This window comes from Aliirhizobium wenxiniae (assembly GCF_014201355.1).
GTDB lineage: Bacteria > Pseudomonadota > Alphaproteobacteria > Rhizobiales > Rhizobiaceae > Neorhizobium > Neorhizobium wenxiniae.
In genome coordinates, this window is the sequence record NZ_JACHEG010000012.1 from 1 (window position 1) to 22,821 (window position 22,821).

The following is a 22,821-nucleotide window of genomic DNA, read 5'->3' on the forward strand; positions in this document are numbered from 1 at the left end:
CATGATCTGGCGGTGGTCGATCACATGTGCGACCGGTTCGCCGTGATGCTGCGCGGTGAGATTACCGAGATATTGCCGCGCGAGGCGATCCCCGGCTGCCAGGCAACTCATCCCTATTCCCGCGAACTGATCGGCGCGTCTCTGGAATATGAAGGGCATGTCTGACGCCCGGCGCGGTTAAAAAAGCTCCTCCCTGGCCCGGCCTTGAGTGCCGGGCTCTTTTTTTGGCTGGAGGCGAGGGGGATGAGAATTACAGAGCCATCTGCGCGCGCAGGCGGGGAGAGATCCAGTCGAGGAAGCATCGCACCTTTTGCGGCAAGGGGTCGGCTGGGTGATGGATCACGTTGACCGGCAGGGGGGCTGGTGCAAACTCCGTCAGTAGCTCTTGCAGTGCGCCGGAGCGCAACTCTTCGGAGATTTGGTAGGAAAGCACGCGAATGATGCCGATACCGGCCAGCGCCGCTTGAATGGCAGCCTCCGTCGTGTTGACCGAAAGCTTGGAGCGGGGCTCTACAATGAAGGCCGCACCATCGCGGCGATAACGCCATTCCGGAGAGATTGCGAAACCCTGAAAGCTTATGCCGTCATGCTGGGCGAGGTCATCCGGCCGGCGCGGCACGCCCTGGCGGGCAAGATATTCCGGGCTGGCGCAGATCACCCGGCGTACGGCGCCCACGCGGGTTGCGATAAGTGCGCTGTCGGTCAGATGCCCGATCCGAAGAGCGACATCGACATGCTCCTCAGCGAGGCTCAGCTGTCGATCGGCCAAGGTCAGGCGCAGGTCGATTTCGGGTTGCTCCTTCAGGAATTCCAGTGCAATCGGCAGCAGGTGACGCTCGCCAAAGGCAATTGGAGCCGTCACATGCAGCCCGCCGCGCAGAGCGCCATGATCGCTGCTGGCCTGTTTTTCCGCGGCATTCAGGGCCTCGAGAATGCGACGTGACGCGGCAACGAAGGCGCGGCCTTCTTCTGTCAAAGCGAGGCCGCTGCGGCTGCGCAGCAGCAGGCGCACGCCGAGATGCTTTTCAAGATCGGCGACCTTGCGGCTGACCGTGGCGAGTGGTGAACGCAATCGCCGCGCGCCGGCCGAGAGGCTGCCAGCCTCGACCACTGCGAGCAGAACCGACATTGCTTCGAAACGGTCCATCTAAACCTTCCGGAATTTGAGAGGGTAGCTTTCCGATTGGCAGAGTATCTTATCGGTTGCATGTGTCATAGCCTGCACGCGTTCTTGGGGGCGGCGGCAGTCGCCCATTTTTTTAATGATCCGGGGGGCCGCATCATGGCTGAATTTTCACGCAGATCCTTTGTCTCCACTCTTCCTCTCGGCCTTGCCGGGGCAAGCCTGATCGGAGGCGCGCCAACAACGGCCCTTGCGGCGGCGCAGGCGGCCACGGGCGCGCCGGTCAGCGTTACGCCGCTCGCGCAGATTCGCATCGGTCGCTTCACTGTCACGGCCCTGACGGACGGTTATGCCGATATGCCCTTTGACTATTTTCCAGGACGCGACGCGGCCGAGGTGGAAAAGGCGGCTACGGCGCAGTTCACTGCCCGGCCGAGCGGCGTGCGGTTTCTGTTCAACCAGTATCTCATCGAGGATGGCCAGCGCCGCATCCTGATCGATGCCGGGGCCGCGGGTTCGATCGGCCAGACGGGCCAGCTGCCGCAGGCGCTATCCGCGCTGGGCTTGAGACTTGACCAGATCGACGCTGTGATCGTGACGCATCTGCATCAGGACCACATGGGTGGGCTGATCGCTGGCGGCAAGAACAATTTTCCCAAGGCGGAACTCTATATCGATCGCCGCGACGTCGCCCATTGGACAGATCCCGCCAAGCGTAGCGGTGCGCCTGATTTCCTGCAGCCCAGCTTCAAGATGGCGGAGGAGGTTGTTCGGCTCTATCCGAAGCTCCAGGCGATCGATGGTGAGCGCGAGATCTCACCAGGCGTTTCGATCGTCGACCTGACAGGCCATACACCCGGCCATATCGGGGTCAGGGTCGAAGATGGCGGGCAGAGCCTGATCATGGTTTCGGACATGATCTTTCCGGTCGTGCATCCGGCCGCGACCGACGTGTTCTTCCTGTTCGAGCAGGACCGCGAAGCCGCCAAGGCGATGCGCGACCGCTTCTTCCCGATGGCTGCTTCAGAAGGGGCGCTCATCGCCGCCACGCATATGCCCTTCCCAGGGCTCGGCCGTGTCGTCGCCGATCGCGGACAGATGCGCTGGCAGGTAGCGGATTGGGCTCTGCAGACCTGAGGTCTGTTCGGCGCGAAGTGGACATGCGGTGCAATTCTGACCTCCTGTCTGGGCCAGCCACCTAGAGGATGGCCCAGGCGAAAAGAGGCGCATGTTGCCATGCGCCTCTCTGTCGAAACAGCTGCCTGGAGGGGTTAGCGCTGTTTCGTGATGCCCTCGAAGCGGGAAAGCCAGGGATTGACGATCATGCCACCGACATCGCTGCGGAATGCCGCGGTATCGACCACTTCCGAGAAGGGTTGGATCGACATGACTATCTCTTCCATGTAGTTCTGGATGTCCTCATAGGCCTTGGTCTGTTTTGCCGGATCGCGCTCGACAAGCGCGTCGCCGATCATCTTGTTGAGCTTCTCGTCATAGAAACTCGTGCGCCAGCCCTGATAGTTGGTGAGCTTGGACTCATCCGAATTGTTCGGGTTATAGGCAAGCGCACGCAGATTGTTGTCCGGGTGGGGCTGCTGGCCGCCGCCGCCGCGGCCGACGAGCAGCTCGAACTTGCGCTCGCGCATCGCGCCATAAATCTGGTCGCCGGAACCGGTGATCAGTTCGGCCTGGATGCCTGCTTGGGCGAGCGTGTTCTGGATGGCGGTTGCCGCCTTCATGAACGGATCTTCCGACAGAACGCGGAGCGTTGTCTTGAAACCGTTCGGATAACCGGCTTCCGCCAGCAGCGCCTTTGCCTTTTCGATGTCGAGCTTGTAGCCCGGATCCGGCAGAGAACCCATGACGCCGGTGCTGATCTGGCGCTGGCGGACCTTGCCGTAATAGGGCATGACGGCCTTGTCGAGACCTTGATAATCGATGAGGTAACGCAGCGCCTCGCGCACCTTCGGCTTGGCGAACCGCTCGTCCTTCATCGATACGCCGAGATAATAGAAGCCGGAACCAGGGGTCGATTCTATCTTGATCTCGGCATTGGTTTCGAGTGACTTCAGGTCCGGCGCCTGCAACGAATAGGCGACGTCGATATCACCTTTTTCGAGCATCAGGCGCTGCGACTGCGATTCCGGCAGATGGCGCATCAGCACGCGCTTCATGGCAGGCGCCTCGCCCCAGTAATCGCCGTTGCGGGTGAGGATGATATATTCGTTGGACTTCCACTGGCCAAGCGTGAACGGACCGGAGCCGGCCGAGTTCAATGTCAGCCATCCGGCGCCGAGATCGCCGTCCTTCTCGTTTTCGAGCGCGGTCTTGCTGTCGATGATCGAGCCGGGACCGTTCTGCGCCAGCACCATCAGCACGAGGTTCGGGTCATCCGGCTGGGGCAGGTTTAGCACGAAGGTGTGCTCGTCTTCAGCGACGAAAAGCTTGTCGGCCGCTTCCGCCTTAAAGCCGCGGGTCTTAAGCAAGGAAGCCTGAGCAAGGTTGCGGGTGAGCAGGCGTTTCAGGCTCCAGACCACATCATTGGCGGTGACCGGATTGCCGGAGGCAAAGCTCGCCTTGCGCAAGTGGAAGCGAATAGACATCCGGTCCTCGGAGATCTCCCAGCGTTCCGCAATGCGCGGCTGGATCGAGCGATCCTTCTCGCTAAGGGCAACCAGCGTGTCGTAGATATTGTTGAGCACCTGAACCGTCTCGCGGCCGGTGATGGCGGCCGGATCGAGCGTCAGGATGTTGTTCATCGTGGTCGCCACGACAAGCTGGTCCTTGGGCGTTTCCGCCAGAGCGTTGAGAGGCATGGCGCCGAGCAGGAGCGCTCCGACGGCTGCAGTTGCAAAAAAGTGTCGCATGTTTCCTCCGTTTGATGCCGCTTCGCGTGGAATACGGCCCCTCCATGATTTCTATCCTTTCGGCCTATCGCTCTCCCAAGCCAGGCCGATCACCCGAGAATGTCTGCCACCGGGCCCGACAGTGCCCGGCCCAAAGCCTCCGTGTTTGCGATATCCATGTGCACGCCATCGATCGGCGAAGCGCTTGCGGCACTGCCTGCATCGAAGAAGTCGTGTCCGAGTTCTGCAGCAAGTTTGCGGTAGAGCGGCGCAAGTCTTTGTGATTCCGCAATGCTGCGGCCGCCGGCCACCTGGCCGTTGCCGTCCGTCACGCAGGGCGGTGGAGCAACCAGCAGCAGCCGCGGACGTGCCGAGCGCGGCTTATAGGGAAAGGTCTCGACGATCTCGGCGAGCCGGCGCATGCCGGAAAATGCCGCCTCGGCGCGGCCGCCATGGACCGGCTTGAGGTCGTTGGTGCCGAGCATTATCACCACGAGATCGAGCGGCGTGTGCACTGCGAGCGCCACCGACAAGGCCCGGGCACCGTTTCGGCAGGCAGGGCCTGTGTGATCGTCATAACAGGTGGTGCGACCGCCAAGCCCGTCGGACAGGACATCCACCCGAGAGCCGAGTTCGGCCTTCAACACTTCCGGCCAGCGATGCTGACGCGGATGGCGCAGGCCGGTTTTCGGATCTGCTCCCCAGGTCAGGCTGTCGCCAAAGGCCAGAAGTGTTTTCATGATCTTACCTCACCCGGTTGTTTTCGATGAAGGCGAAATCGATGTCTTCACCGAGGCCCGGACGATCGGGGACATGGACGTAGCCGTCCCTGTCCATCGGGTCCGAGAGCGACTTGAGATAGTCGTGGCCATCATCATATTCGAGGAAGGGATGAAGCAGGCCGCGCTCGTACCAGCGGCAATTCTTCACTGCCGCCACGACATGCAGGTTCATCGCCGTGTTGCCGTGTACCTCGCACTCGATCCCGAAGGATTCGGCCATATGCATCGTCTTCAAGGCCGGTGTGATTCCGCCGACATCGTTGACGCCGGTGCGCAGGATGTCGCAAGCGCCGGATTTTACCCACTCGGCACGATGCCAGTGCTTGCCGGCGGCACTTTCGGGGCCGACGACCGGGATATCCAGATTGTCGGCGAGCCACTTGTAGGAAGACATGGACTGCTCGTCCATCGGCTCCTCGATCCAGTCGAAGCCGAGCTTTTCAAGACCGCGTCCGAGTTCCAGCGCATCGGTGCGCGAATACCAGTGGAAGGCGTCGATCATCAGGCGGATGTCGGGGCCGACCGCTTCGCGTACAGCGGCGCAGGCCTTGATGTCCATCTTCACATCTGGAGCCCAGCTGACCGGCGGCATCCAGGTATGCAGTTTGATGCCCTTGTAACCGCGCTTTACCAGCGTTTCAGCAAAACGTCCGTAATCCTCGGGCGTTGCAAGGCCGCCCTCGATCTCGTCGCCGCACATGATGGAGCCATAGGCGAGCACCTTGTCGCGATAGGCGCCGATCAACTTGTAAACAGGTGTGTTGGTCGCGCGGCCGGCGAGATCCCAGAGCGCGCAATCGACCACGGCAAGGGTGCGATCGGTCAGCTGTGCGGCAGAGCCGCGCTGCCAATGGGCGAGATCCTGCCACAGCCGTTCCCGATCCCGGTAATCCTGGCCGATCAGGACCTTCTTGACGAATTTCTCGATGACATGGGGGCGAATGATTTCCGGCGCTGTGAAGGAATGCCCTTCGTGGCCGTCCTCGGTGCGAATGGTCAGCATGGCCTGTTCCACCTGATGCGGCGGACCGGGATGCGCGTGACCGGCGCTGTCGGAATGCCGACGAGTGGTCGTGCGGAAGACGCGGACTTCGACGTCGGTGATGATCATTGTTCCTCCCAGAAATATCTTAACTTGCCAGACAGATTTACGCATGTTGTTGACAGCATGTCAAATGCGTTCTGCATATCCTTTGCTTGATCGCCAATTTGATCGTTTCTGACAGACAGGTGCTGTCAGCTCATCTGCTCGACCACGAAGATGCCTTGACCTCAATGAGGTTGTCGTACAGATATAAGCAACACGTAGGATGAGATGGCTGCGGCCAATAGGAAGAGATGTCTATGCTAAACGTCGAAACGAGGCACGCGGTGCACCCCGCTCAAGCGAAAGCTATGGACACCGCGGAACTTCGTGCGCATTTCCTTGCCTCGAATATGTTTCGCGAAGGCGAAATCCGGCTGATATATACGCATTACGACCGCTTCATTGTCGGTGGTGCTGTTCCTGCCGGCGGAGAGTTAGTGCTTGATAAAGTGGAGGAAACCAAAACCCCTTCCCTACTTGATCGGCGGGAAATGGGCATCGTCAATATCGGTGACACCGGCACGGTAAGCATTGCCAGCGAGAGCTGGGAGTTGCAGCACGGTGACGTTCTTTACATCGGCGCGGGCGCAGGTGCCATTACCTTCAGCGGTGCAGGGCGTTTCTATATCACCTCTTGCCCGGCACATCGCTCCTGCCCCAACCGATTGATCACCAAGGCGGACAGCAAGGAAGTCAAGCTCGGCGCGACCGAGACCTCCAACAAGCGCACCATCAACCAGTTCATTCACCCGCTGGTGATGGAAAGCTGCCAGCTCGTGCTTGGTTATACGGAACTCGAAGACGGCTCTGTCTGGAACACGATCCCCTCGCATATCCATGACCGCCGTATGGAAGCCTACCTCTATTTCGGCATGGAGCCGAAATCCCGTGTCCTGCACCTGATGGGTGAACCACAGGAAACCCGCCACCTCTTTATCGGCAACGAGGAAGGTGCGATTTCTCCGCCGTGGTCCATTCATTCCGGTGCCGGCATCGGCAGCTATACTTTTATCTGGGCGATGGCCGGGGACAATATCGATTACACCGACATGGACTTCATCCAGCCTGAGGATCTTCTGTAAGAAGCTTGCAGGCTAAGCTGGAGGGCCCCTAAGGCCCTCCTCACCGTCTGAATTAAGACTGTTCAGGCAAGAAGCCTTTTATCAGCCACCCAGCACGAAGCGGGAGAAGGCGAGAGAATTACGGGCATCCTCGTCCATTTGCGCCTCGTTCGCGCCATTGGTGAGATCGCGCCAGACCCTGATGTCCGAGCCAATCGTGCCGCCGGTCTTGACGAAGGGTTCCATGACGACAGCCCCGGTGTAGTTGATCTCACGCAGCGCAGCGCCGATCTCGTGCCATGGAAGATTGCCCTTGCCGGGAACGCGACGATTGTTCTCGCCAGTGTGGAAATGACCGAGCAGCGGACCGGCGGTGCGGATCGCATCGCCAAAGCTGTCTTCCTCGATATTCATATGGAATGTGTCGAGCATCACCTTGACGTTCGGCTTGCCGACATCCGTGACGAAGGCGACGCCTTCAGCCGCGGTGTTGAGGACGTGGTTCTCGAAGCGGTTGAGCACTTCGATGCAAAGGTTGATGCCGAGATTGTTGGCGAAATCAGCGATGCCGTGAATACCCTCAACGCCGCGGGCGCGATCGCCCACCTTGTCGACCGGCTTGGAATAGTCGACCGGCCAGTAAGAATGCAGCGCGCCGCCGATCGACCTGATGTCGAGCTTGGCGACATTGGTCAGGGTCTGTTCGAAGAAGGCCTTGCCGGCCTTGCGGACATCGGCATCCGGCGACGAGAGGTTTTTCTCTTTCGTCGGGCCGATGCCGGCGGTGAGGATGATGTTGTTGTCCCTGGCAGCTTGTCTGATGTCCCTAAGTTCGGCATCGCTATAGGTGTTGATGTGGTGGGCAGCGACCTCGATGATGTCGAAGCCTAGTTTGGCTACCTTCTCGACGTAAGGACCGAACTTGGCGCTCCATTCATGTTCCCAGTAAGAGTAATAGATGCCGTGTTTCATTGGAGCCTCTCTCAATAATCAGCTGTCGCTGTCGGGGTGGGTTCGAAGATATGCGGGCGTCAGTCCTGTCTCTGACTGCTCCCCGGATTTTTCACGCGAAGGTCGGGCTCGCTGCTGTTGGCGATGATCGACAGGCCATTGGGAAGATCGTTTTCCTCGACCTTCCTGGTGATCTCGGCCTCATCCAGACCAAAGCCGCGCCAGCGATCCTGCAATCTGGTTCGCAGATCGCTCTCATCGACATCGACGAAGACGGTGAAGTCGAAGATCGGCTTCAGGCGATCCCAAGGTGACTGGCTGGCGAGTAGGTAATTGCCTTCGCAGACGATGATATCGATGGATTGCGAGATCAGACGTCCACCAGCACGGGCGATTTCAATCGAGCGGTCGAAGACAGGCACGGCGATCACGTCATCCTGGTTGGCCTTGAGGCGCTCCAGCATATGTCGCAGCCCATGCGCATCGAATGTATCGATAGCGCCCTTGAACGGTCGACGTCCCATGTCTTCCAGCACTACGTCATCGTAGTGGTAGCCGTCCATAGGGAAGAGCGCTGCCGAAATATCGCCCTTGCCGTTCAGCTCATCCACGACCCGCTCGGCGATCGTCGATTTGCCCGATCCGGGTGCTCCGGCGATCGCGATCATCACCCGTCGGCCTTTCTCCTGGCCGAAGCGATGGTAGGCTTGTGCGGCGATCTCGCGCGCATTGTCTTCTATCTTGCTCAAGGTGGTCCTCACCACGGTCATTGAAGAAAAGGGCCGGCTGCCTCAAGGGCGGGCGGTCGCTTAGAAAATCCGGTACTGTTCGGCCTTGTTGCGCAGGAATGGCAGGCCATTGTTGAGCACTTCGTCGACATCACGGGCGACAGGGCGCCAGGTCGAGATATCGCCAGCCATCAGAGGCTGCATGGTGACGAAGCTTTCAAGTGTAAGCAGACCTTTGAAGCGGATCGCCGCGAGCGCACCAAACAGTTCATCCCAGGCGATGTTGCCATAACCCGGCGTGCCGCGGTCGCTTTCCGACATATGCATGCATTTCAGATGATCACGAGCGGCGATGATGCCGTTGGCGATGCCCTTTTCCTCCATGTTCATATGGAACGTGTCGAGATGGACAAAGACATTGTCGAGGCCGATCCGCTCGACCATAGCGACCGCCTGCTCGGCGGAATTAATCAAGTGACTCTCATAACGGTTGACCGCCTCGATGCCGAATTCCAGCCCAAGCGTCTTGGCGTGTTTGGCGGCGGCACTGAGCGCACGGGTCAGGTTGTCGTATTCGCCTTCAGTCGGTGGAAAACCGGTCCGCTCATTGGTGCCACCGAAGGTCACACCGGTGAGCGCCTCGGCGCCGATCTCCTTGGCCTTGTCGAGGGCTGCCGTCAGATGCTCGATCGCTGCATCGGGGCGAACCGAGGCCCAGGCCCTTTCCGGCAGCACGAGCGAGCAGACAGAACGCAGACGGTGCTTTTCGAGCAGCGCACGGCTATGGCCTGCATCGACAGACGCAATATCGATCAGCGGGATCTCGATATAATCCTGGCCATGCTGGGCAGCACCGGCAATGGCGCGCTCGGCACCGGCATGGTCCCAGACGGTGGACCAGACCATTGCGTGAATACCGAAACCTTGCATGTCAGATCTTCTTTCTACGCGATGCGAAATAGGAGGAAACGATGGTGCGGGCGGCCATCACCACGATCATCAGCACGCCCCAGAGCGCCGTTGCCAGATGCTGGTTGGCACCCATCAGGTTGAGGCCGGAAGACAGAAGCTGCAGCACGACGAGCGCGACGAATACTGGCAATACGCGACCAAAACCGCCGAACGGATTGATCCCGCCGAGAAATGCCGCAAGCACGGTGATCAGCAGATAGGATTCCCCGTGGCCGATACGGACCGAGTTGAAACGGGCAAGCATGATAATGCCGGCGATTGCACACATGACACCCGACAGCGTGTAGACGAGCATGATGATGCGGCGGGTGTTGAGGCCCGAATACTGCCCCGCCTCGACATTGGAGCCGATCATCAGAAGCCCGAAGCCGAGCTTGCTGCGGGTCAGGAGAACCTGCCAGACCCCGACACAGGCAATGAAGATCAGAAGCGGGATTGGCAGGCCGAAGATAGAACCATGACCGATCGGCTCCATATAGCTCGGGAAACCCGATACATCGCCGCCACGCGTCAGGAACTCGCCAAGACCGCGCAGGAAGATCATCATCGACAGGGTGACAAGGATCGGGTGAGCGCGGGTATAGGCAATCGCCGCGCCGGTCATCAGGCCGGCCGCAGCACCGGTTGCCACGGCGGCCGCAACCGCAATCACGAAGGCCCCACCCGACGCATCGACGCCGCCAAAGGCCTGCAGAACGCTTGCGGCTGCAAGACCGGAGAGATTGGCGGTGAAGGTCACCGACAGATTGATGCCACCGGTCAGGAGAGGCAGCAGCATGGCAAGTGTGAGCAGACCGAGTTCGGGAAGCTGGAAAGCAACCGAACCAAATGTGCCAAGCGACAGGAAGTTGTCTGCGCCAAGGCCGAAGATGACCATCACCACCACGAAGGCGATGACCGGGCCTGCCATGTCAGCGCCGAACGTTTTATTGAACTTCTGTATCAGCGACGACATCAGTGCGCCTCCCTTTTCTGGGCTTGACCCTTCTCGATTTTGCCTTTGGCAAAGAACGGCAGGAGCTTGTCGATCCGCGCGGAGGAGAGCGTGATGGCGATGAGGATGATGGCGCCAACGATCATCTTGAAAGCGAAGGGCGAAACGCCCATCAGGTTGAGACCGTTCTGGGTGATCGACACCATCAGCACGCCCAGCACGCAACCGATGACCGATCCCTTGCCGCCCCCAAGCCGCGCACCACCGAGAACGGTTGCGGCAAGCACGTCGAGTTCACGGCCGTAAAGTGCGTTTGGCACCACTTCCTCGGCATAATGCGCCTGCATCAGCCCGCCGATTCCGGCCATCAGGCCAAGCCATCCAAACGAGATATAATGCATTGCTCCGATATTGATGCCGAAGCGGCGCGCACCTTCAGGATTGTCGCCGAAGGCATAAAGCTGGCGGCCTATCGTGGTGCGGGACATCATGAACCAGGTAGCAACGCAGCAGAGGATCATCACCACGACCGGCAATGTCAGTTCCAGCCAGGAGCCGTCACTCATCTCACGTTCGTAGAAGACGACGCGCGTTGTCAGCCATTCCGGCAGGTCGTAGATCGATACGCCCTTGGTGAAGAACATCAGCAAGCCGAAGAAGATATTGAAGGTCGAGATCGTCGCGACGATCGAGATGATCTGCAGCTTGTAGACAAGCGCCGCATTGATCAGCCCGAGGCCGATGCCGACCGCGCCGGCGATGATGAAGCCTTCGGCCCAATTGCCCCCGCCCAGATATGCAATTGCCAGCGCGGTCACATACTGCACCACCGAGGCTGCCACCGCGAAGGAGATGTCGATGCCGCCGGAGATCAGTACGACAAGCAGGCCGACCGCGAAAATGATGTTGACGGCCGAGACGTTCAAAACGTCGAAGGCATTGGAGATCGTGAAGAACCTGTCCGTCGCGAACGAAAGCGCGACGCAAAGGACAATCATCACGGCGAACAGCGTGAACTCGGTCGTGTGGCCAAGCATCAACCTACGCATAGACTTTTCCTTCCAGGTCGGTCAGCGACATCTGCCGCGGGTCATAGGTCGCCTTGATCCGGCCTTCGGCCATATGGATGATGCGATCCGCGTTGAAATAGACCTCCGGCGGCTCGTCGGAGATGAGGATGATCGACAGACCTTCGGCAGCAAGCTTGCGCACGATCTCGAAGATGCCTGCGCGGGCGCCGACATCGACACCGACCGTCGGCGCATCAAGTATGAGAATTTTGGGCCCGATCGCGAGCCATTTGGCAATCGCGACGCGCTGCTGGTTGCCGCCCGACAGCGTTCGGATCGGATCTTCCGGCTTGCCGATCTTGACGCCGAGCGCGGAAATCCAGTGCGCGACGACATTTTCCTTTTTCGGAGGCGAGATCAACCCGCTGGACAGGATGCGGTCAAGCGAAGCCATGACGAGATTGTCGGCGATCGATTGCGGCTGGTTGAGGCCGAGCGACAGGCGATCTTCCGACAGATAGGCGACACCGGCTCGGATCGCCTCCCGGTTGGAGCCGAAGTGAACCGTCTCTCCGTCGAGCACAATCTCGCCGGAATGCGGCCGGCGCATGCCGAACAAGGTCAGTGCAAGCTCGGTGCGGCCGGCGCCGAGCAGTCCGGTCACGCCGAGCGTTTCGCCGCGGCGCAGATCGAAGGAAATATTGTCGAATTCGTTGGCACGGGAAAGGTTCTTCACCGACAGAACGACCGGCTGATCGTCGTGATCGGCAGCGATTACGGCGCTGTCGAAATTGCGGCCGGTCATCAGCTCTGTCACTCGTGACTGGGTCATGCCTTCGACGGGGAAGACGCCGACCAGCGCGCCATCACGCAGGACGGTCATGCGATCGGAAATTTCCAGCACTTCGGCCAGGCGATGCGAAACGAAGACAACTGCCACGCCGGATGCTGAGAGATTGCGGACGATCTCGATCAGGTAATCGGTTTCGGACTGGGTCAGTGACGCCGTCGGCTCGTCCATGAAGACCAGCCGTGCTTCACCCACCAGCGCACGAGCGATGGCGACGATCTGGCGCTGCGCGATCGGCAGCTCCTTCAATGGCAGATGCAGGTCGAGCGAGACGCCGAGGCGGGCAAGCGCCTTTTCGGCGGCCTTCTCCATCGCGCGCTTGTCGACCAGACCGTATTTGCCGCTGACTGCGTATTGGAAGCCGATATTCTCGGCGACGGTCATCTCGCCGAACAGCGCCAGATCCTGCCAGATCACCTGAATGCCGAGCGACTGGGCCATGCTCGGCGTCATGGCGGTTATCGGCTGCCCGTCGAAGGAAAACTCCGCGCCGTCTTCCGGCTTGTACACACCGGTAATGATCTTGATCAGGGTACTCTTGCCGCAGCCGTTTTCGCCGGCAAGGCAATGCACTTCCCCGGGATTGACCTCGAACGAGACGCCTTTCAGGGCGCGAACGCCGCCGAATGTGATCTTGATGTTCTTGAGGGACAGGAGCGGTTCGGCGCTCATCATGGCAAATCTCTTCGCTCAGCCGCCTTGTGGGCGGATGCTGTGGACGACGGAATTGTCGAGGATGGGTCGCGCCCGGCATGCCCGGGCGCGACCCGTTGGGCTTGGGGAGGATCAGAGGCCCATGGAAACCAGCTTGTCGATGCTTTCCTTGTCGATCTTCAGCAGCTGATCGACGACGATCGTGTTGCCTTCAGGATTGATCTTGCCGAGGCCCGGAATGTCGTCGCCAGCCTTGGGATCCTGACCCTTGGCGATGCGATCGGCAAGCGTGATGAACACTTCGCCGGCCTGTTTGGGGTTCCACATGAACCCGCCTGTCAGCGCACCGGACTTGATCAGCTTTGCACCCTGTCCCGGCGAGAACGGACCGATGACGAAGACCTTGCCGTCTTTGCGGCGTTCTTCCACCGCGCGGCCAGCACCGATCGGTCCCTGCGAACCAAAAGCCAGGAAGCCCTTGAGATCGGCATTGGCAGACATGAGATCGAGTGCCGTAGAGCGGCTCTTATCCAGATCCTCGGCCACGCCGTAACGATCACCGATGAGTTTCATGTCGGGATAGTTGGCCTTGATGTAGGCGATGGCTCCATCCGCCCAGGCATTGTGCAGCGGCACGGTCAGCGAGCCGACAAACACCGCGTAGGAACCTTTGCCGCCCATCTTTTCTGCAAGCAGCTTGCCATGCGCCTCACCAAAGCCCTTGGCGGATGCAAGTTCGAAATCCCAGGTGGCCCCGGCCTGATTGGGCGATTCATGGGTTATGACCTTGATGCCTGCGTCCTGCGCTTTTTTCAGCACGGGCTCCAGCACCTTCGCATCGTTCGGGACGACGCCGATGAAGTCAACCTTCTGAGCGATCAAGTCTTCGATGGCGCGCACCTGAAGCGCCGGGTCAGCGCTCGTCGGGCCGACCATGAAGCCCTGGACGCCGAGCTTGGCGCTCTGCTCCTTGATGCCGGCCTCCATAGCGTTGAACCACGGAATGCCACCGATTTTCACGACGACGCCGACCTTCGGTCCATCGGCAAATGCCGCGGATGAAAGTAGCGCAAGCGACAGGCCGATAGCGGCCGCAATCATTTTCTTCATGGATGTTCCTCCTCCAAAGACACTGCGGCAAGCAGATCCGCGCAACAGCTCTTCCCTGCGGCGCTTGAAAATCTCCCGTCTCGCCCATTCGAGACGCTCCCTTGCCACTCCCATAGCAATCCACATACGCACAATCGATATTGCATTTTTGCACAATCGATGGTGCAATAACCATAACACGAACATGCCTTTCGTCAAGTGGACTAATATTCTACCAATCAGAATCATTCGGGAGATGAGGATGACGGTTCAGAATTCCAAGAAAGCTACCATCTACGACCTGTCAGTCCTGTCCGGTGCGTCGGCCTCGACCGTGAGCGCGGTTTTGAACGGGTCATGGCGCAAACGGCGGATTTCCACGGAGACGGCCGAGAAGATACTCTCGCTTGCCAAAGCGCAGCGTTATACGACAAACCTTCAGGCGCGTGGCTTGAGAAGCTCGAAGTCCGGTCTCGTCGGGCTATTGGTTCCGGTTTACGATAACCGCTTCTTTTCCTCCATGGCCCAGACGTTCGAGGCGCAGGCGCGTTTGCGCGGTCTGTCCCCCATGGTTGTCTCCGGCCGTCGTGATCCTGAAGAAGAGCGCCGGACTGTGGAAACCTTGATCGCCTATTCGATCGATGCGCTGTTTATCGCAGGCGTTACGGATCCGGACGGTGTCCATCAGGTCTGCGCGCGGGCCGGCCTTCCCCATGTGAATATCGATCTTCCCGGAAAGCTGGCATCCTCGGTGATTTCCGATAACAGAAACGGAGCCGAGGTGCTGACCTCGGCAATTCTGCGGCATGCGGCCCAAGGGGGCGCGCTGGTTCCTGATGATGTTGTCTTGTTCGGCGGCCATGACGACCATGCCAGCCGGGAGCGTATCACCGGCTTTCACGCGGCGAAGAATGCGTTCTTCGGCATTGAAAGCGAAAATGACATCGAGATTACCGGTTATTCGCCGCGTATGACAGAACTGGCCTTTGAACGATTTTTCGCCCGCGAGGGCCGGTTGCCGCGCTGTCTTTTCATAAACTCGTCCATCAATTTCGAAGGCCTGCTTCGATTCATGGGACGGCATGATGAAACGGTCTTCAATAAAATCGTCGCTGGCTGCTTCGATTATGATCCGTTCGCATCGTTTCTGCCTTTTCCAGTCTACATGGCCAAACCGAATATTTCTGCGATGCTGGAGAAGGGGTTCGAACTGCTCGAGGCTGCGCCGGTTCATCCCGTCGTTACCACTATCGAACCGCAATTGATCCCTCCACGGACGGCGCTTGAAGGCCCTCTCGACGATATCAGGGATCCGGTGCCTGCATCACGCATCCCTGCGTCCACATCCTGAGAGCATCCCATCTCTAGGCCGGGTTCGTGGGACGGGCTCTGTCGTTTCCGCGTGAGCGGCATTCTTCTCATAACGGCAGGCACAGTTAAGAACGCCTGACCCCGCATATCCTTTCGACAGCGGGGTCAGGCAGCCTTATGGCGAAAGTCAGCCGATCGAGAACGGAACGGTGACAAAGCTCTGGTTGTCGCCACGCTGGATCAGCAGCAGCACGGCCTTGCGTCCGGCCTTGCCGGCATCAGCAACCGCAGTCTTGGCTTCGTTTGCAGAGTTGACCGCATGTTGGTTGACCGAAATGATGATGTCGCCCTCTTGCAGGCCTGCGTCCGCCGCAGGTTTGCCGGGTGCCACGCTTGCTATGACAGCACCTTTTTCTTTCGCTGGAAGGTTCAAGGCCTGCCGCACCTCCGCCGTGACATCGGCAAGCCCAACCCCGATGGTGGGGATTTTGTGAGCTGCCGGGCCGGATTTTCCTTCATCCGCCGAAGCCTGCTGCTGATCTTCGCTGTTTTCACCGATCGTCAAACGCAGGTCTTTCGGTGTGCCCTGACGCCATACCGTCAACTCCTCCTGCGATCCGGGAGCAAGATCGGCAACCATGCGCGAAAGATCACGGGGTGACGAGATTGGTTTACCACCCAGCGCAGTAATGACGTCGCCGGGCTCGACGCCGGCCTTGGCTGCGGGCGTGTTGCCGTTGACGCCGGCGACCAGTGCACCTTCCGCCTTGCCGAGGCCAATCGCGTCGGCGATATCTGCCGTTACCGGCTGTATCTGTACGCCTATGAAACCATGATTGATCGAGCCGTCTTTCATCAGCTTGGCGACAACCTGCCTTGCCTGATCGGAGGGAATGGCGAAGCCAACACCGACACTTCCGCCATTCGGGGAATAGATAGCCGTATTGATGCCGACGACATGGCCGTCGTGATCCACCAGAGGGCCGCCGGAATTGCCGTGGTTGATCGGCGCGTCGATCTGGATGAAGTCATCATAAGGGCCGGAATGCAGGTCGCGGCCGCGGGCTGACACGATGCCGGCCGTGACTGTCGTACCGATCCCGAAAGGGTTGCCGATCGCCAGGATCTGGTCGCCGAGTTGCAGGGTGTCGGAATCACCCCAGGTGACGGTTGCGAGCGGTTTCTTGGTTTCGATCTTGACCACGGCGAGATCCGACTTCGGATCGGCGCCAATCAGTTTGGCGGGAAGTTCGATGCCGTCATCCAGCGTCACCTTGATGTCCAGCGCCTTGTCGATGACGTGGTTGTTGGTAACGATATAGCCGTCGGGAGAAATAATGAAACCGGAGCCGAGTGCTTCGGCACGTTCGGACTGACGTTGCCGAGGCGCTTCATGCGGCATCGGGATTCCGTTCTGGCCGAAGAACTGCCTGAATTGTTCATTGAAGGGAGAGTTCTCACCAAAGGGAGATGTTTCGTCGCTGGCAGCAGCCTCTGCTTTCATCGTTGTGGTAATGGTGACAACTGCAGGTTTGTCGGCGGCGACGATCGAGGCAAACGATCCTGCCGGCGCGATAATGCCGCTTACTGCTGCAGCGGGAGGCGAAGATGCGGCAAACGCCGCGTTGTTGCCAAGAATGATCGGCGTCGCCAGGGGAACTGCGATGATTGCAGCGCCAACGAGAGCCAGGATGCGGTTTCTGCGAATGATGTTGGACATGGCGTTTCACTCTTCAGGTAAGTTGAGAGATGTAGGGACGCGAAAGCCGAGAAAGCGGCGCGCCGGAACTTGAGGTGATTGTCGGGAGGGGGCTGTGATCCCGCCTGTGTCGGCTCATTCGCAGACGCGGGTGCGATACATGTCGCCCCAGTAGTCCTGGTGCCAGACCACATGGCAGGAAGGGTAATAAGCAGCGACCGGTGGGGGGCCGTATCGCATAGGAGGCGGGCCATAGGGTACAGCAGCATAGGCTGGTGCGTGGCTGACGCCGGCAATCAGCGCCCCGCCGATGACTGCGCCCGCTATGCCAGCGGCGAGGCCGCGGCCGAAATTGTTATGTGCTTCAGCCTGGGAGGCGGTGGCGAGAGCCGTTCCGGCAATCGTCAAGGCGACCAGACCGGTGGTGACGAATTTACGTGCTGTGATCCACATGGCTCTGATCCTAAGTTGCGGTCTGTATTCGCCTGCTCAGGCGTCATGACCATGAAGCCACGTTAGTCCTTGCTTGATTACCGTTGGATATCCGTCTCGTTAAAGCTTGGTAAGCTTTGCACGAAATCCGGTGTCCGCACTTCTAGCGGTGAAAATCGGCGCCGCACTTCATGCGGATCGCCCTCATCGTTGCATGAGGTCGTTGAAGAAGAGAATGAAAATCTCTCAGCATTTATACCGTTCCAAGTGTGTGGTGTCGGAACGCGTGGATGTAAATGAGATAGTTTAACGCATTCTGGGGTCGGTTTTTACCGATGAAAACTCGGGTTCGTTGAAAATGTTCGTATTTTTCTCTTCTTCCCATCAATACTTCGATGTCTCACGGATTCACTTGGACATGAATCTGTATTAGCGTCGGTTTTGCGAGATGATTCGCAGTAACGCTGATGAATAGCGAGGCTACATTGAACGCGCAAAGTCATGCACTGGATCATGGCAGTTCAATTGAACACTGGGCCATGAATCGCGCGCACCAGATCGTGGTGCATCAAGGCATGCGGCTTGTAGAGGCCGCTCAAAGCCTGGACCGGAAACAAACAAGTGCTAATACTTACGCCCTGCGAGCGGCGATCATGGAATGCCTGATCGAAGCGATGAAGGATGGTCCGCACCCCGCGGCTGCAGAATAAGACATCACTGAAATTTGAGCCACGCGCTGCCCTTGCGTCAGGGGAGGGGATCGCGCCGGCAATATCCTGTGTTACAGTCCGGCAATCGACACTGCAGTGAATGGATTGCCATGCTCACAACACTTGCAATGTTAATGACCCTGACCGCGACCAATACTGCAATCGTGCAAGGCGGGCAGGAAGTGGATGTCGAACTCGTACTCGCGGTCGATACGTCCCGATCCATGGACACGGAAGAAGCTCGCATCCAGCGCGAAGGTTACGTGTCGGCCCTCAAGCATAAAGAGTTTATCGATGCGGTCAGGAACGGGCTGACCGGGCGCATCGCCATCAGTTATTTCGAGTGGGCAGGCGATGTCGTCCAGGGTTCGGTGATCGACTGGCAGATCATCGAGAACGAACAGGATGCGATCGCCTTTGCCAACAAGGTCGAGGCACGACCGGTCGAGATGCAGCGCAGGACATCGATTTCGGCTGCCATCGTTCAGGGCGCGACAATGCTCGTCTCCAATTCCTATCACGGTCTTCGCCAGGTGATCGATGTCTCGGGCGACGGACCGAACAATTCCGGCAATCCGGTCACGCCGGCGCGCGACAAGGCTGTCGAGGCGGGTATCGTCATCAATGGTCTCGCCATCATGCTCAGGCCGTCGGGAACGCCAGGGGGGCTCGACCAATATTACAGCGACTGCGTTGCGGGTGGGCCGGGGTCTTTCGTTCTGCCGGTTCACGATATCGATGATTTCGGTGTTGCGGTTCGTCGCAAGCTGGTGATGGAAGTCAGCGGTATCGAACCCCAGCCGCTCATTCGCAGGATTGCCGACAAGCCGGTCAAAAGCGATTGCATGGTTGGCGAAAAGCAATGGCAGGACATGTTTGATCGTTGAGTGAAAAGCTCAAGATTTTCCGCCGAAAAGCCTTGCCAGACAGCGTTTTTACCGGGCGCATCGGGAATGCCGGCCGTACTTAAATCGATGGCTTCCGGCGCGTCGATCCGCTAAGAACGCGCTCGGTCATCGTCAGCCGATAAGTGCTGGAGCCGAAGGACTGCATTTACCGAATTGCGGTATCTTGTCACACGGGCTCGGTTGACGTACTCCAAACCCGAAGGCCTTGGGCCGCATAATTTTCCGGTGGCGCTGCGTTTCAGCGCCAAAAAGCTAATGACGTTGGGACTGTGATGAACCTGTACTCGGAATACCTGGCTGAAATCAAAAGCAGAGAACCCCAAGGGCTTGCCCCCAAGCCGATCGATGATGGCGCGCTGACCGCTGAAATCATCACATTGATCGAAGATGCCGGTAACGAGCATCGGGCGGATGCCCTGAAATTTTTCATCTACAACACGCTGCCGGGCACGACGAGTGCCGCCGGCGTCAAGGCCGCCTTCCTGAAGAAGATCATTCTCGGCGAAACGGTCGTTCCCGAAATTTCGCCGACATTTGCGCTCGAGCTCCTGTCGCATATGAAGGGCGGTCCTTCGGTCGAAGTGCTGCTCGACATCGCACTTGGCGATGACGCGGCAATCGCCAGCCAAGCCGGTGACGTCCTGAAGACGCAGGTCTTCCTTTATGACGCCGACATGTTCCGCCTGCGCGATGCCTACAAGGCCGGCAACGCGATCGCCAAGGACGTGCTGGAAAGCTACGCCAAGGCCGAATTCTTCACCAAGCTTCCGGATGTAGAGGACGAGATCAAGGTCGTCACCTTCATCGCAGCCGAAGGCGATATCTCGACCGACCTTCTGTCGCCGGGCAACCAGGCGCATTCGCGTTCCGACCGCCAGCTGCATGGTCAGTGTATGATCACGCCGGAAGCGCAGGCGGAAATCGTCGCGCTTCAGAAGCAGCATCCCGACAAGCGGGTGATGATGATCGCCGAAAAGGGCACGATGGGCGTCGGCTCCTCGCGCATGTCCGGCGTCAACAACGTAGCGCTGTGGACCGGCAAGCAGTCCAGCCCGTATGTGCCTTTCGTCAACTTCGCTCCGGTCGTCGCCGGCACCAACGGCATTTCGCCGATCTTCGCGACCACCGTCGACGTGACCGGCGGTATCGGCATCAACCTGAAGAACTGGGTCAAGAAGCTCGACGAGAACGGCAAGCCGATCCTCAACAATGACGGCAACCCGATCCTCGAGCAGAAATATTCGGTCGAGACCGGCACGGTCCTGAAGATCGATGCGAAGAATCGGAAGCTGCGCGACGAAAACGGCGAAGAGCTGGTCGATATCGCTTCCTCCTTCACGCCGCAGAAGACGGAGTTCATGAAGGCGGGTTCGTCCTATGCCATCGTCTTCGGCAAGAAGCTGCAGACCTTTGCCGCCCAGACGCTCGGCGTCGAGGCGACGCCGGTTTTCGCTCCGAACAAGGAACTTTCGGTCGAAGGCCAGGGCCTGACGGCTGTCGAGAAGATCTTCAACCGCAACGCCGTCGGCGTGACGCCGGGCAAGGTTCTGCATGCCGGTTCGGACGTCCGCGTGACGGTCAACATCGTCGGCTCGCAGGACACGACCGGTCTGATGACCGCGCAGGAACTGGAAGCGATGGCGGCAACCGTCATTTCGCCGCTGGTTGATGGCGCCTATCAGTCGGGTTGCCACACGGCCTCCGTCTGGGACAAGAAGGCTCAGGTCAATATTCCGAAGCTGATGTCCTTCATGAACAATTTCGGCGTCATCACCGCGCGTGACCCGAAGGGCGTCTACCATTCGATGACCGACGTCATCCACAAGGTGCTGAACGACATCACCGTGGACGACTGGGCGATCATCATCGGCGGCGACAGCCACACCCGCATGTCGAAGGGCGTCGCCTTCGGTGCCGACAGTGGTACTGTTGCTCTGGCGCTTGCCACCGGCGAAGCCACCATGCCGATCCCGCAGTCGGTCAAGGTGACCTTCAAGGGCACGATGCAGCCTTACATGGACTTCCGCGACGTGGTGCATGCCACGCAGGCGCAGATGCTCAAGCAGCATGGCGACAACGTCTTCCAGGGCCGTATCATCGAAGTGCATATCGGCACGCTGCTCGCCGACCAGGCCTTCACCTTCACCGACTGGACGGCCGAAATGAAGGCCAAGGCGTCGATCTGTATCTCCGAAGACGCGACGCTGATCGAGAGCCTGGAAATTGCCAAGTCGCGCATCCAGATCATGATCGACAAGGGCATGGACAATGCCGCCCAGACGCTGCAGGGCCTGATCGACAAGGCTGATGCCCGCATCGCCGAGATCCGTTCGGGCGAAAAGCCGGCGCTGAAGCCGGACGACAACGCGAAATATTTCGCCGAAGTCGTCGTCGATCTCGACCTGATCGACGAACCGATGATCGCCGACCCGGACGTCAACAATGCCGACGTTTCGCGCCGCTATACCCACGACACGATCCGCCCGGTTTCCTATTATGGCGGCACCAAGAAGGTGGACCTCGGCTTCGTCGGTTCCTGCATGGTTCACAAGGGCGACATCAAGATCGTTGCCCAGATGCTGAAGAACCTCGAAAAGGCCGAAGGCAAGGTCGAGTTCAAGGCTCCGCTCGTCGTCGCTGCACCGACCTACAACATCATCGACGAGCTGAAGGCCGAAGGTGACTGGGAAATCCTGCAGAAGTATTCGGGCTTCGAGTTCGACGACGTGAAGCCGAAGACGTCCAACCGTACCGAATACGAGAACATTCTCTATCTCGAGCGTCCGGGCTGCAACCTTTGCATGGGCAACCAGGAAAAGGCGGAAAAGGGCGATACCGTTCTTGCCACCTCGACCCGCCTGTTCCAGGGCCGCGTTGTTGAAGACACTGCCGAGAAGAAGGGTGAATCGCTGCTCGCTTCCACCCCACTGGTCGTGCTCTCCGCGATCCTCGGCCGTACGCCGAGCATCGAGGAATATCGCGTCGCGGTCGAAGGCATCAACCTGACGAAGTTCGCGCCGCCGAAGACCACGCCGATCGACAGCCTCTCGGTCCACTACTAAGTCTTTGAGCCTGATCAACATGCCCCGGGAAGGCTGTGCTTTCCCGGGGCATTTGTTTTTGTGATCGGCGAGCCTGCGGTCTTTTGGCCTATTCCCCACATCCGGGATCCGCAGGATAATCGCCCCGATATCCGGAAACAGGTTCCTCGTCTGGTCGCAGGCGGGGAATGCGCCATGAGACTTATTCGCACTCTCTTTTTGATCATTGCATTGCTTGCAACGGCAACCGGCAGCCAGGGCGTGATGCCGCTCGCCGGGCCTGATGCCGTGCATTCCTCACACATGACTTCGGATCAGATGCAGGTCTCCGTTGCCGGAGATCATGTAAATTGCGACCAGCCTTGCCCCTCGGATGATCGGGGCTCGGACACCAGGCGTCATCATTCCTGCCCTTCTGCGCTTCTCTGCGCGCCGCCGGTCGCCTCGATACCGGCCTCCGCAATATCGGACATGGCCTTTGTCTCGATGCAGGTCCGCTATGATGCGGCGCCTGCGCGAGAGATGATATCCGCGACGATCGCTCCTGCCGGACCACCACCCAAAGCCTGATCTCCGCTGAAATTGGACTGCTCTCCGACGAAGGCCGGATGCGTAATCGCGTCGGTAGTGTCG

At 59.2% G+C, this 22,821-nt stretch carries 20 protein-coding genes and 1 pseudogene; 8 read left to right on the top strand and 13 right to left on the bottom strand.

Annotated elements, in window-relative coordinates; genetic code table 11:
- A pseudogene (locus tag HNQ72_RS31195) lies at positions 1–165 on the top strand (ABC transporter ATP-binding protein); the annotation flags it as partial.
- 85 nt (positions 166–250) lie between these two features.
- On the opposite strand, the gene HNQ72_RS27765 reads toward HNQ72_RS31195, so the two are convergent.
- Positions 251–1,147, bottom strand: a complete 897-nt coding sequence (locus HNQ72_RS27765) for a LysR family transcriptional regulator (RefSeq protein ID WP_183997484.1) — start codon at positions 1,145–1,147, stop codon at positions 251–253.
- Between the two features lie 135 nt (positions 1,148–1,282).
- On the opposite strand from HNQ72_RS27765, the gene HNQ72_RS27770 reads away from it, so the two are divergent.
- A complete protein-coding gene (locus tag HNQ72_RS27770; RefSeq protein ID WP_183997486.1) occupies positions 1,283–2,260 on the top strand; it encodes an MBL fold metallo-hydrolase in 978 nt (325 codons plus the stop codon).
- Between the two features lie 134 nt (positions 2,261–2,394).
- On the opposite strand, the gene HNQ72_RS27775 is transcribed toward HNQ72_RS27770, so the two are convergent.
- The 3 genes from HNQ72_RS27775 to HNQ72_RS27785 form a co-directional block, all read right to left on the bottom strand.
- Entirely contained in the window at positions 2,395–3,990 is a 1,596-nt protein-coding gene (locus tag HNQ72_RS27775) for an ABC transporter substrate-binding protein (protein ID WP_183997488.1), read from the bottom strand.
- Positions 3,991–4,079: 89 nt separating this feature from the next.
- Positions 4,080–4,709 (bottom strand): SGNH/GDSL hydrolase family protein, encoded by a 630-nt coding sequence (locus HNQ72_RS27780; protein ID WP_183997490.1) that lies wholly within the window; start codon positions 4,707–4,709, stop codon positions 4,080–4,082.
- A gap of 4 nt (positions 4,710–4,713) precedes the next feature.
- The gene (locus HNQ72_RS27785; RefSeq protein ID WP_183997492.1) at positions 4,714–5,862 is read right to left on the bottom strand and encodes a mandelate racemase family protein; all 1,149 of its coding nucleotides are present in this window, start codon (positions 5,860–5,862) and stop codon (positions 4,714–4,716) included.
- Positions 5,863–6,095: 233 nt separating this feature from the next.
- On the opposite strand from HNQ72_RS27785, the gene kduI reads away from it, so the two are divergent.
- Complete coding sequence (kduI, locus tag HNQ72_RS27790; protein ID WP_183997494.1) at positions 6,096–6,920, top strand: 5-dehydro-4-deoxy-D-glucuronate isomerase; 825 nt, start codon at positions 6,096–6,098, stop codon at positions 6,918–6,920.
- Between the two features lie 81 nt (positions 6,921–7,001).
- Here the strand turns inward: kduI and HNQ72_RS27795 are convergent, their stop codons facing one another.
- From HNQ72_RS27795 to HNQ72_RS27825, 7 genes are all read right to left on the bottom strand, one after another.
- Positions 7,002–7,871 (bottom strand): D-psicose 3-epimerase, encoded by an 870-nt coding sequence (locus tag HNQ72_RS27795; RefSeq protein WP_183997496.1) that lies wholly within the window; start codon positions 7,869–7,871, stop codon positions 7,002–7,004.
- A 59-nt stretch (positions 7,872–7,930) separates the two neighbouring features.
- The gene (locus tag HNQ72_RS27800) at positions 7,931–8,620 is read right to left on the bottom strand and encodes a nucleoside triphosphate hydrolase (RefSeq protein WP_343061650.1); all 690 of its coding nucleotides are present in this window, start codon (positions 8,618–8,620) and stop codon (positions 7,931–7,933) included.
- Positions 8,621–8,659: 39 nt separating this feature from the next.
- Complete coding sequence (locus HNQ72_RS27805; RefSeq protein WP_183997501.1) at positions 8,660–9,508, bottom strand: sugar phosphate isomerase/epimerase family protein; 849 nt, start codon at positions 9,506–9,508, stop codon at positions 8,660–8,662.
- A gap of 1 nt (position 9,509) precedes the next feature.
- A complete protein-coding gene (locus HNQ72_RS27810) occupies positions 9,510–10,505 on the bottom strand; it encodes an ABC transporter permease (RefSeq protein WP_183997503.1) in 996 nt (331 codons plus the stop codon).
- A complete protein-coding gene (locus HNQ72_RS27815; RefSeq protein ID WP_183997505.1) occupies positions 10,505–11,533 on the bottom strand; it encodes an ABC transporter permease in 1,029 nt (342 codons plus the stop codon). The genes HNQ72_RS27810 and HNQ72_RS27815 overlap by 1 nt, the downstream gene beginning before the upstream one ends.
- Positions 11,526–13,016, bottom strand: coding sequence for a sugar ABC transporter ATP-binding protein (locus HNQ72_RS27820; protein ID WP_183997645.1), 1,491 nt, complete (start codon positions 13,014–13,016; stop codon positions 11,526–11,528). The genes HNQ72_RS27815 and HNQ72_RS27820 overlap by 8 nt, the downstream gene beginning before the upstream one ends.
- Before the next feature lie 114 nt (positions 13,017–13,130).
- Positions 13,131–14,108, bottom strand: a complete 978-nt coding sequence (locus HNQ72_RS27825) for a substrate-binding domain-containing protein (protein WP_148146828.1) — start codon at positions 14,106–14,108, stop codon at positions 13,131–13,133.
- Between the two features lie 241 nt (positions 14,109–14,349).
- On the opposite strand from HNQ72_RS27825, the gene HNQ72_RS27830 reads away from it, so the two are divergent.
- Entirely contained in the window at positions 14,350–15,438 is a 1,089-nt protein-coding gene (locus HNQ72_RS27830; protein WP_183997507.1) for a LacI family DNA-binding transcriptional regulator, read from the top strand.
- A gap of 147 nt (positions 15,439–15,585) precedes the next feature.
- Here the strand turns inward: HNQ72_RS27830 and HNQ72_RS27835 are convergent, their stop codons facing one another.
- Both HNQ72_RS27835 and HNQ72_RS27840 read right to left on the bottom strand, forming a co-directional pair.
- Positions 15,586–17,118: a DegQ family serine endoprotease gene (locus tag HNQ72_RS27835; protein WP_183997509.1), complete on the bottom strand. Its 1,533-nt coding sequence runs from the start codon at positions 17,116–17,118 to the stop codon at positions 15,586–15,588.
- Between the two features lie 114 nt (positions 17,119–17,232).
- Positions 17,233–17,550, bottom strand: coding sequence for a hypothetical protein (locus tag HNQ72_RS27840; RefSeq protein WP_183997511.1), 318 nt, complete (start codon positions 17,548–17,550; stop codon positions 17,233–17,235).
- Between the two features lie 446 nt (positions 17,551–17,996).
- On the opposite strand from HNQ72_RS27840, the gene HNQ72_RS27845 reads away from it, so the two are divergent.
- The 4 genes from HNQ72_RS27845 (at position 17,997) to HNQ72_RS27860 (ending at position 22,758) form a co-directional block, all read left to right on the top strand.
- Complete coding sequence (locus HNQ72_RS27845; protein WP_244654614.1) at positions 17,997–18,239, top strand: hypothetical protein; 243 nt, start codon at positions 17,997–17,999, stop codon at positions 18,237–18,239.
- A 110-nt stretch (positions 18,240–18,349) separates the two neighbouring features.
- On the top strand, positions 18,350–19,126 hold the full coding sequence (locus HNQ72_RS27850; protein ID WP_183997513.1) for a DUF1194 domain-containing protein: 777 nt from the start codon (positions 18,350–18,352) through the stop codon (positions 19,124–19,126).
- A gap of 293 nt (positions 19,127–19,419) precedes the next feature.
- Entirely contained in the window at positions 19,420–22,209 is a 2,790-nt protein-coding gene (locus HNQ72_RS27855; protein WP_183997515.1) for a bifunctional aconitate hydratase 2/2-methylisocitrate dehydratase, read from the top strand.
- Positions 22,210–22,383: 174 nt separating this feature from the next.
- Positions 22,384–22,758 (top strand): hypothetical protein, encoded by a 375-nt coding sequence (locus HNQ72_RS27860; protein WP_183997517.1) that lies wholly within the window; start codon positions 22,384–22,386, stop codon positions 22,756–22,758.
- Positions 22,759–22,821 lie beyond the last annotated feature (63 nt).

Coding starts and splice junctions, on each gene's coding strand:
- HNQ72_RS27845 (WP_244654614.1), top strand. CDS start 17,997: ATGAATAGCGAGGCTACATTGAACGCGCAAAGTCATGCACTGGATCAT.
- HNQ72_RS27850 (WP_183997513.1), top strand. CDS start 18,350: ATGCTCACAACACTTGCAATGTTAATGACCCTGACCGCGACCAATACT.
- HNQ72_RS27765 (WP_183997484.1), bottom strand. CDS start 1,147: ATGGACCGTTTCGAAGCAATGTCGGTTCTGCTCGCAGTGGTCGAGGCT.
- HNQ72_RS27815 (WP_183997505.1), bottom strand. CDS start 11,533: ATGCGTAGGTTGATGCTTGGCCACACGACCGAGTTCACGCTGTTCGCC.
- HNQ72_RS27780 (WP_183997490.1), bottom strand. CDS start 4,709: ATGAAAACACTTCTGGCCTTTGGCGACAGCCTGACCTGGGGAGCAGAT.
- HNQ72_RS27835 (WP_183997509.1), bottom strand. CDS start 17,118: ATGTCCAACATCATTCGCAGAAACCGCATCCTGGCTCTCGTTGGCGCT.
- HNQ72_RS27800 (WP_343061650.1), bottom strand. CDS start 8,620: ATGACCGTGGTGAGGACCACCTTGAGCAAGATAGAAGACAATGCGCGC.
- HNQ72_RS27805 (WP_183997501.1), bottom strand. CDS start 9,508: ATGCAAGGTTTCGGTATTCACGCAATGGTCTGGTCCACCGTCTGGGAC.
- HNQ72_RS27860 (WP_183997517.1), top strand. CDS start 22,384: ATGAGACTTATTCGCACTCTCTTTTTGATCATTGCATTGCTTGCAACG.
- HNQ72_RS27810 (WP_183997503.1), bottom strand. CDS start 10,505: ATGTCGTCGCTGATACAGAAGTTCAATAAAACGTTCGGCGCTGACATG.
- HNQ72_RS27830 (WP_183997507.1), top strand. CDS start 14,350: ATGACGGTTCAGAATTCCAAGAAAGCTACCATCTACGACCTGTCAGTC.
- HNQ72_RS27825 (WP_148146828.1), bottom strand. CDS start 14,108: ATGAAGAAAATGATTGCGGCCGCTATCGGCCTGTCGCTTGCGCTACTT.
- kduI (WP_183997494.1), top strand. CDS start 6,096: ATGCTAAACGTCGAAACGAGGCACGCGGTGCACCCCGCTCAAGCGAAA.
- HNQ72_RS27785 (WP_183997492.1), bottom strand. CDS start 5,862: ATGATCATCACCGACGTCGAAGTCCGCGTCTTCCGCACGACCACTCGT.
- HNQ72_RS27775 (WP_183997488.1), bottom strand. CDS start 3,990: ATGCGACACTTTTTTGCAACTGCAGCCGTCGGAGCGCTCCTGCTCGGC.
- HNQ72_RS27795 (WP_183997496.1), bottom strand. CDS start 7,871: ATGAAACACGGCATCTATTACTCTTACTGGGAACATGAATGGAGCGCC.
- HNQ72_RS27855 (WP_183997515.1), top strand. CDS start 19,420: ATGAACCTGTACTCGGAATACCTGGCTGAAATCAAAAGCAGAGAACCC.
- HNQ72_RS27820 (WP_183997645.1), bottom strand. CDS start 13,016: ATGAGCGCCGAACCGCTCCTGTCCCTCAAGAACATCAAGATCACATTC.
- HNQ72_RS27770 (WP_183997486.1), top strand. CDS start 1,283: ATGGCTGAATTTTCACGCAGATCCTTTGTCTCCACTCTTCCTCTCGGC.
- HNQ72_RS27840 (WP_183997511.1), bottom strand. CDS start 17,550: ATGTGGATCACAGCACGTAAATTCGTCACCACCGGTCTGGTCGCCTTG.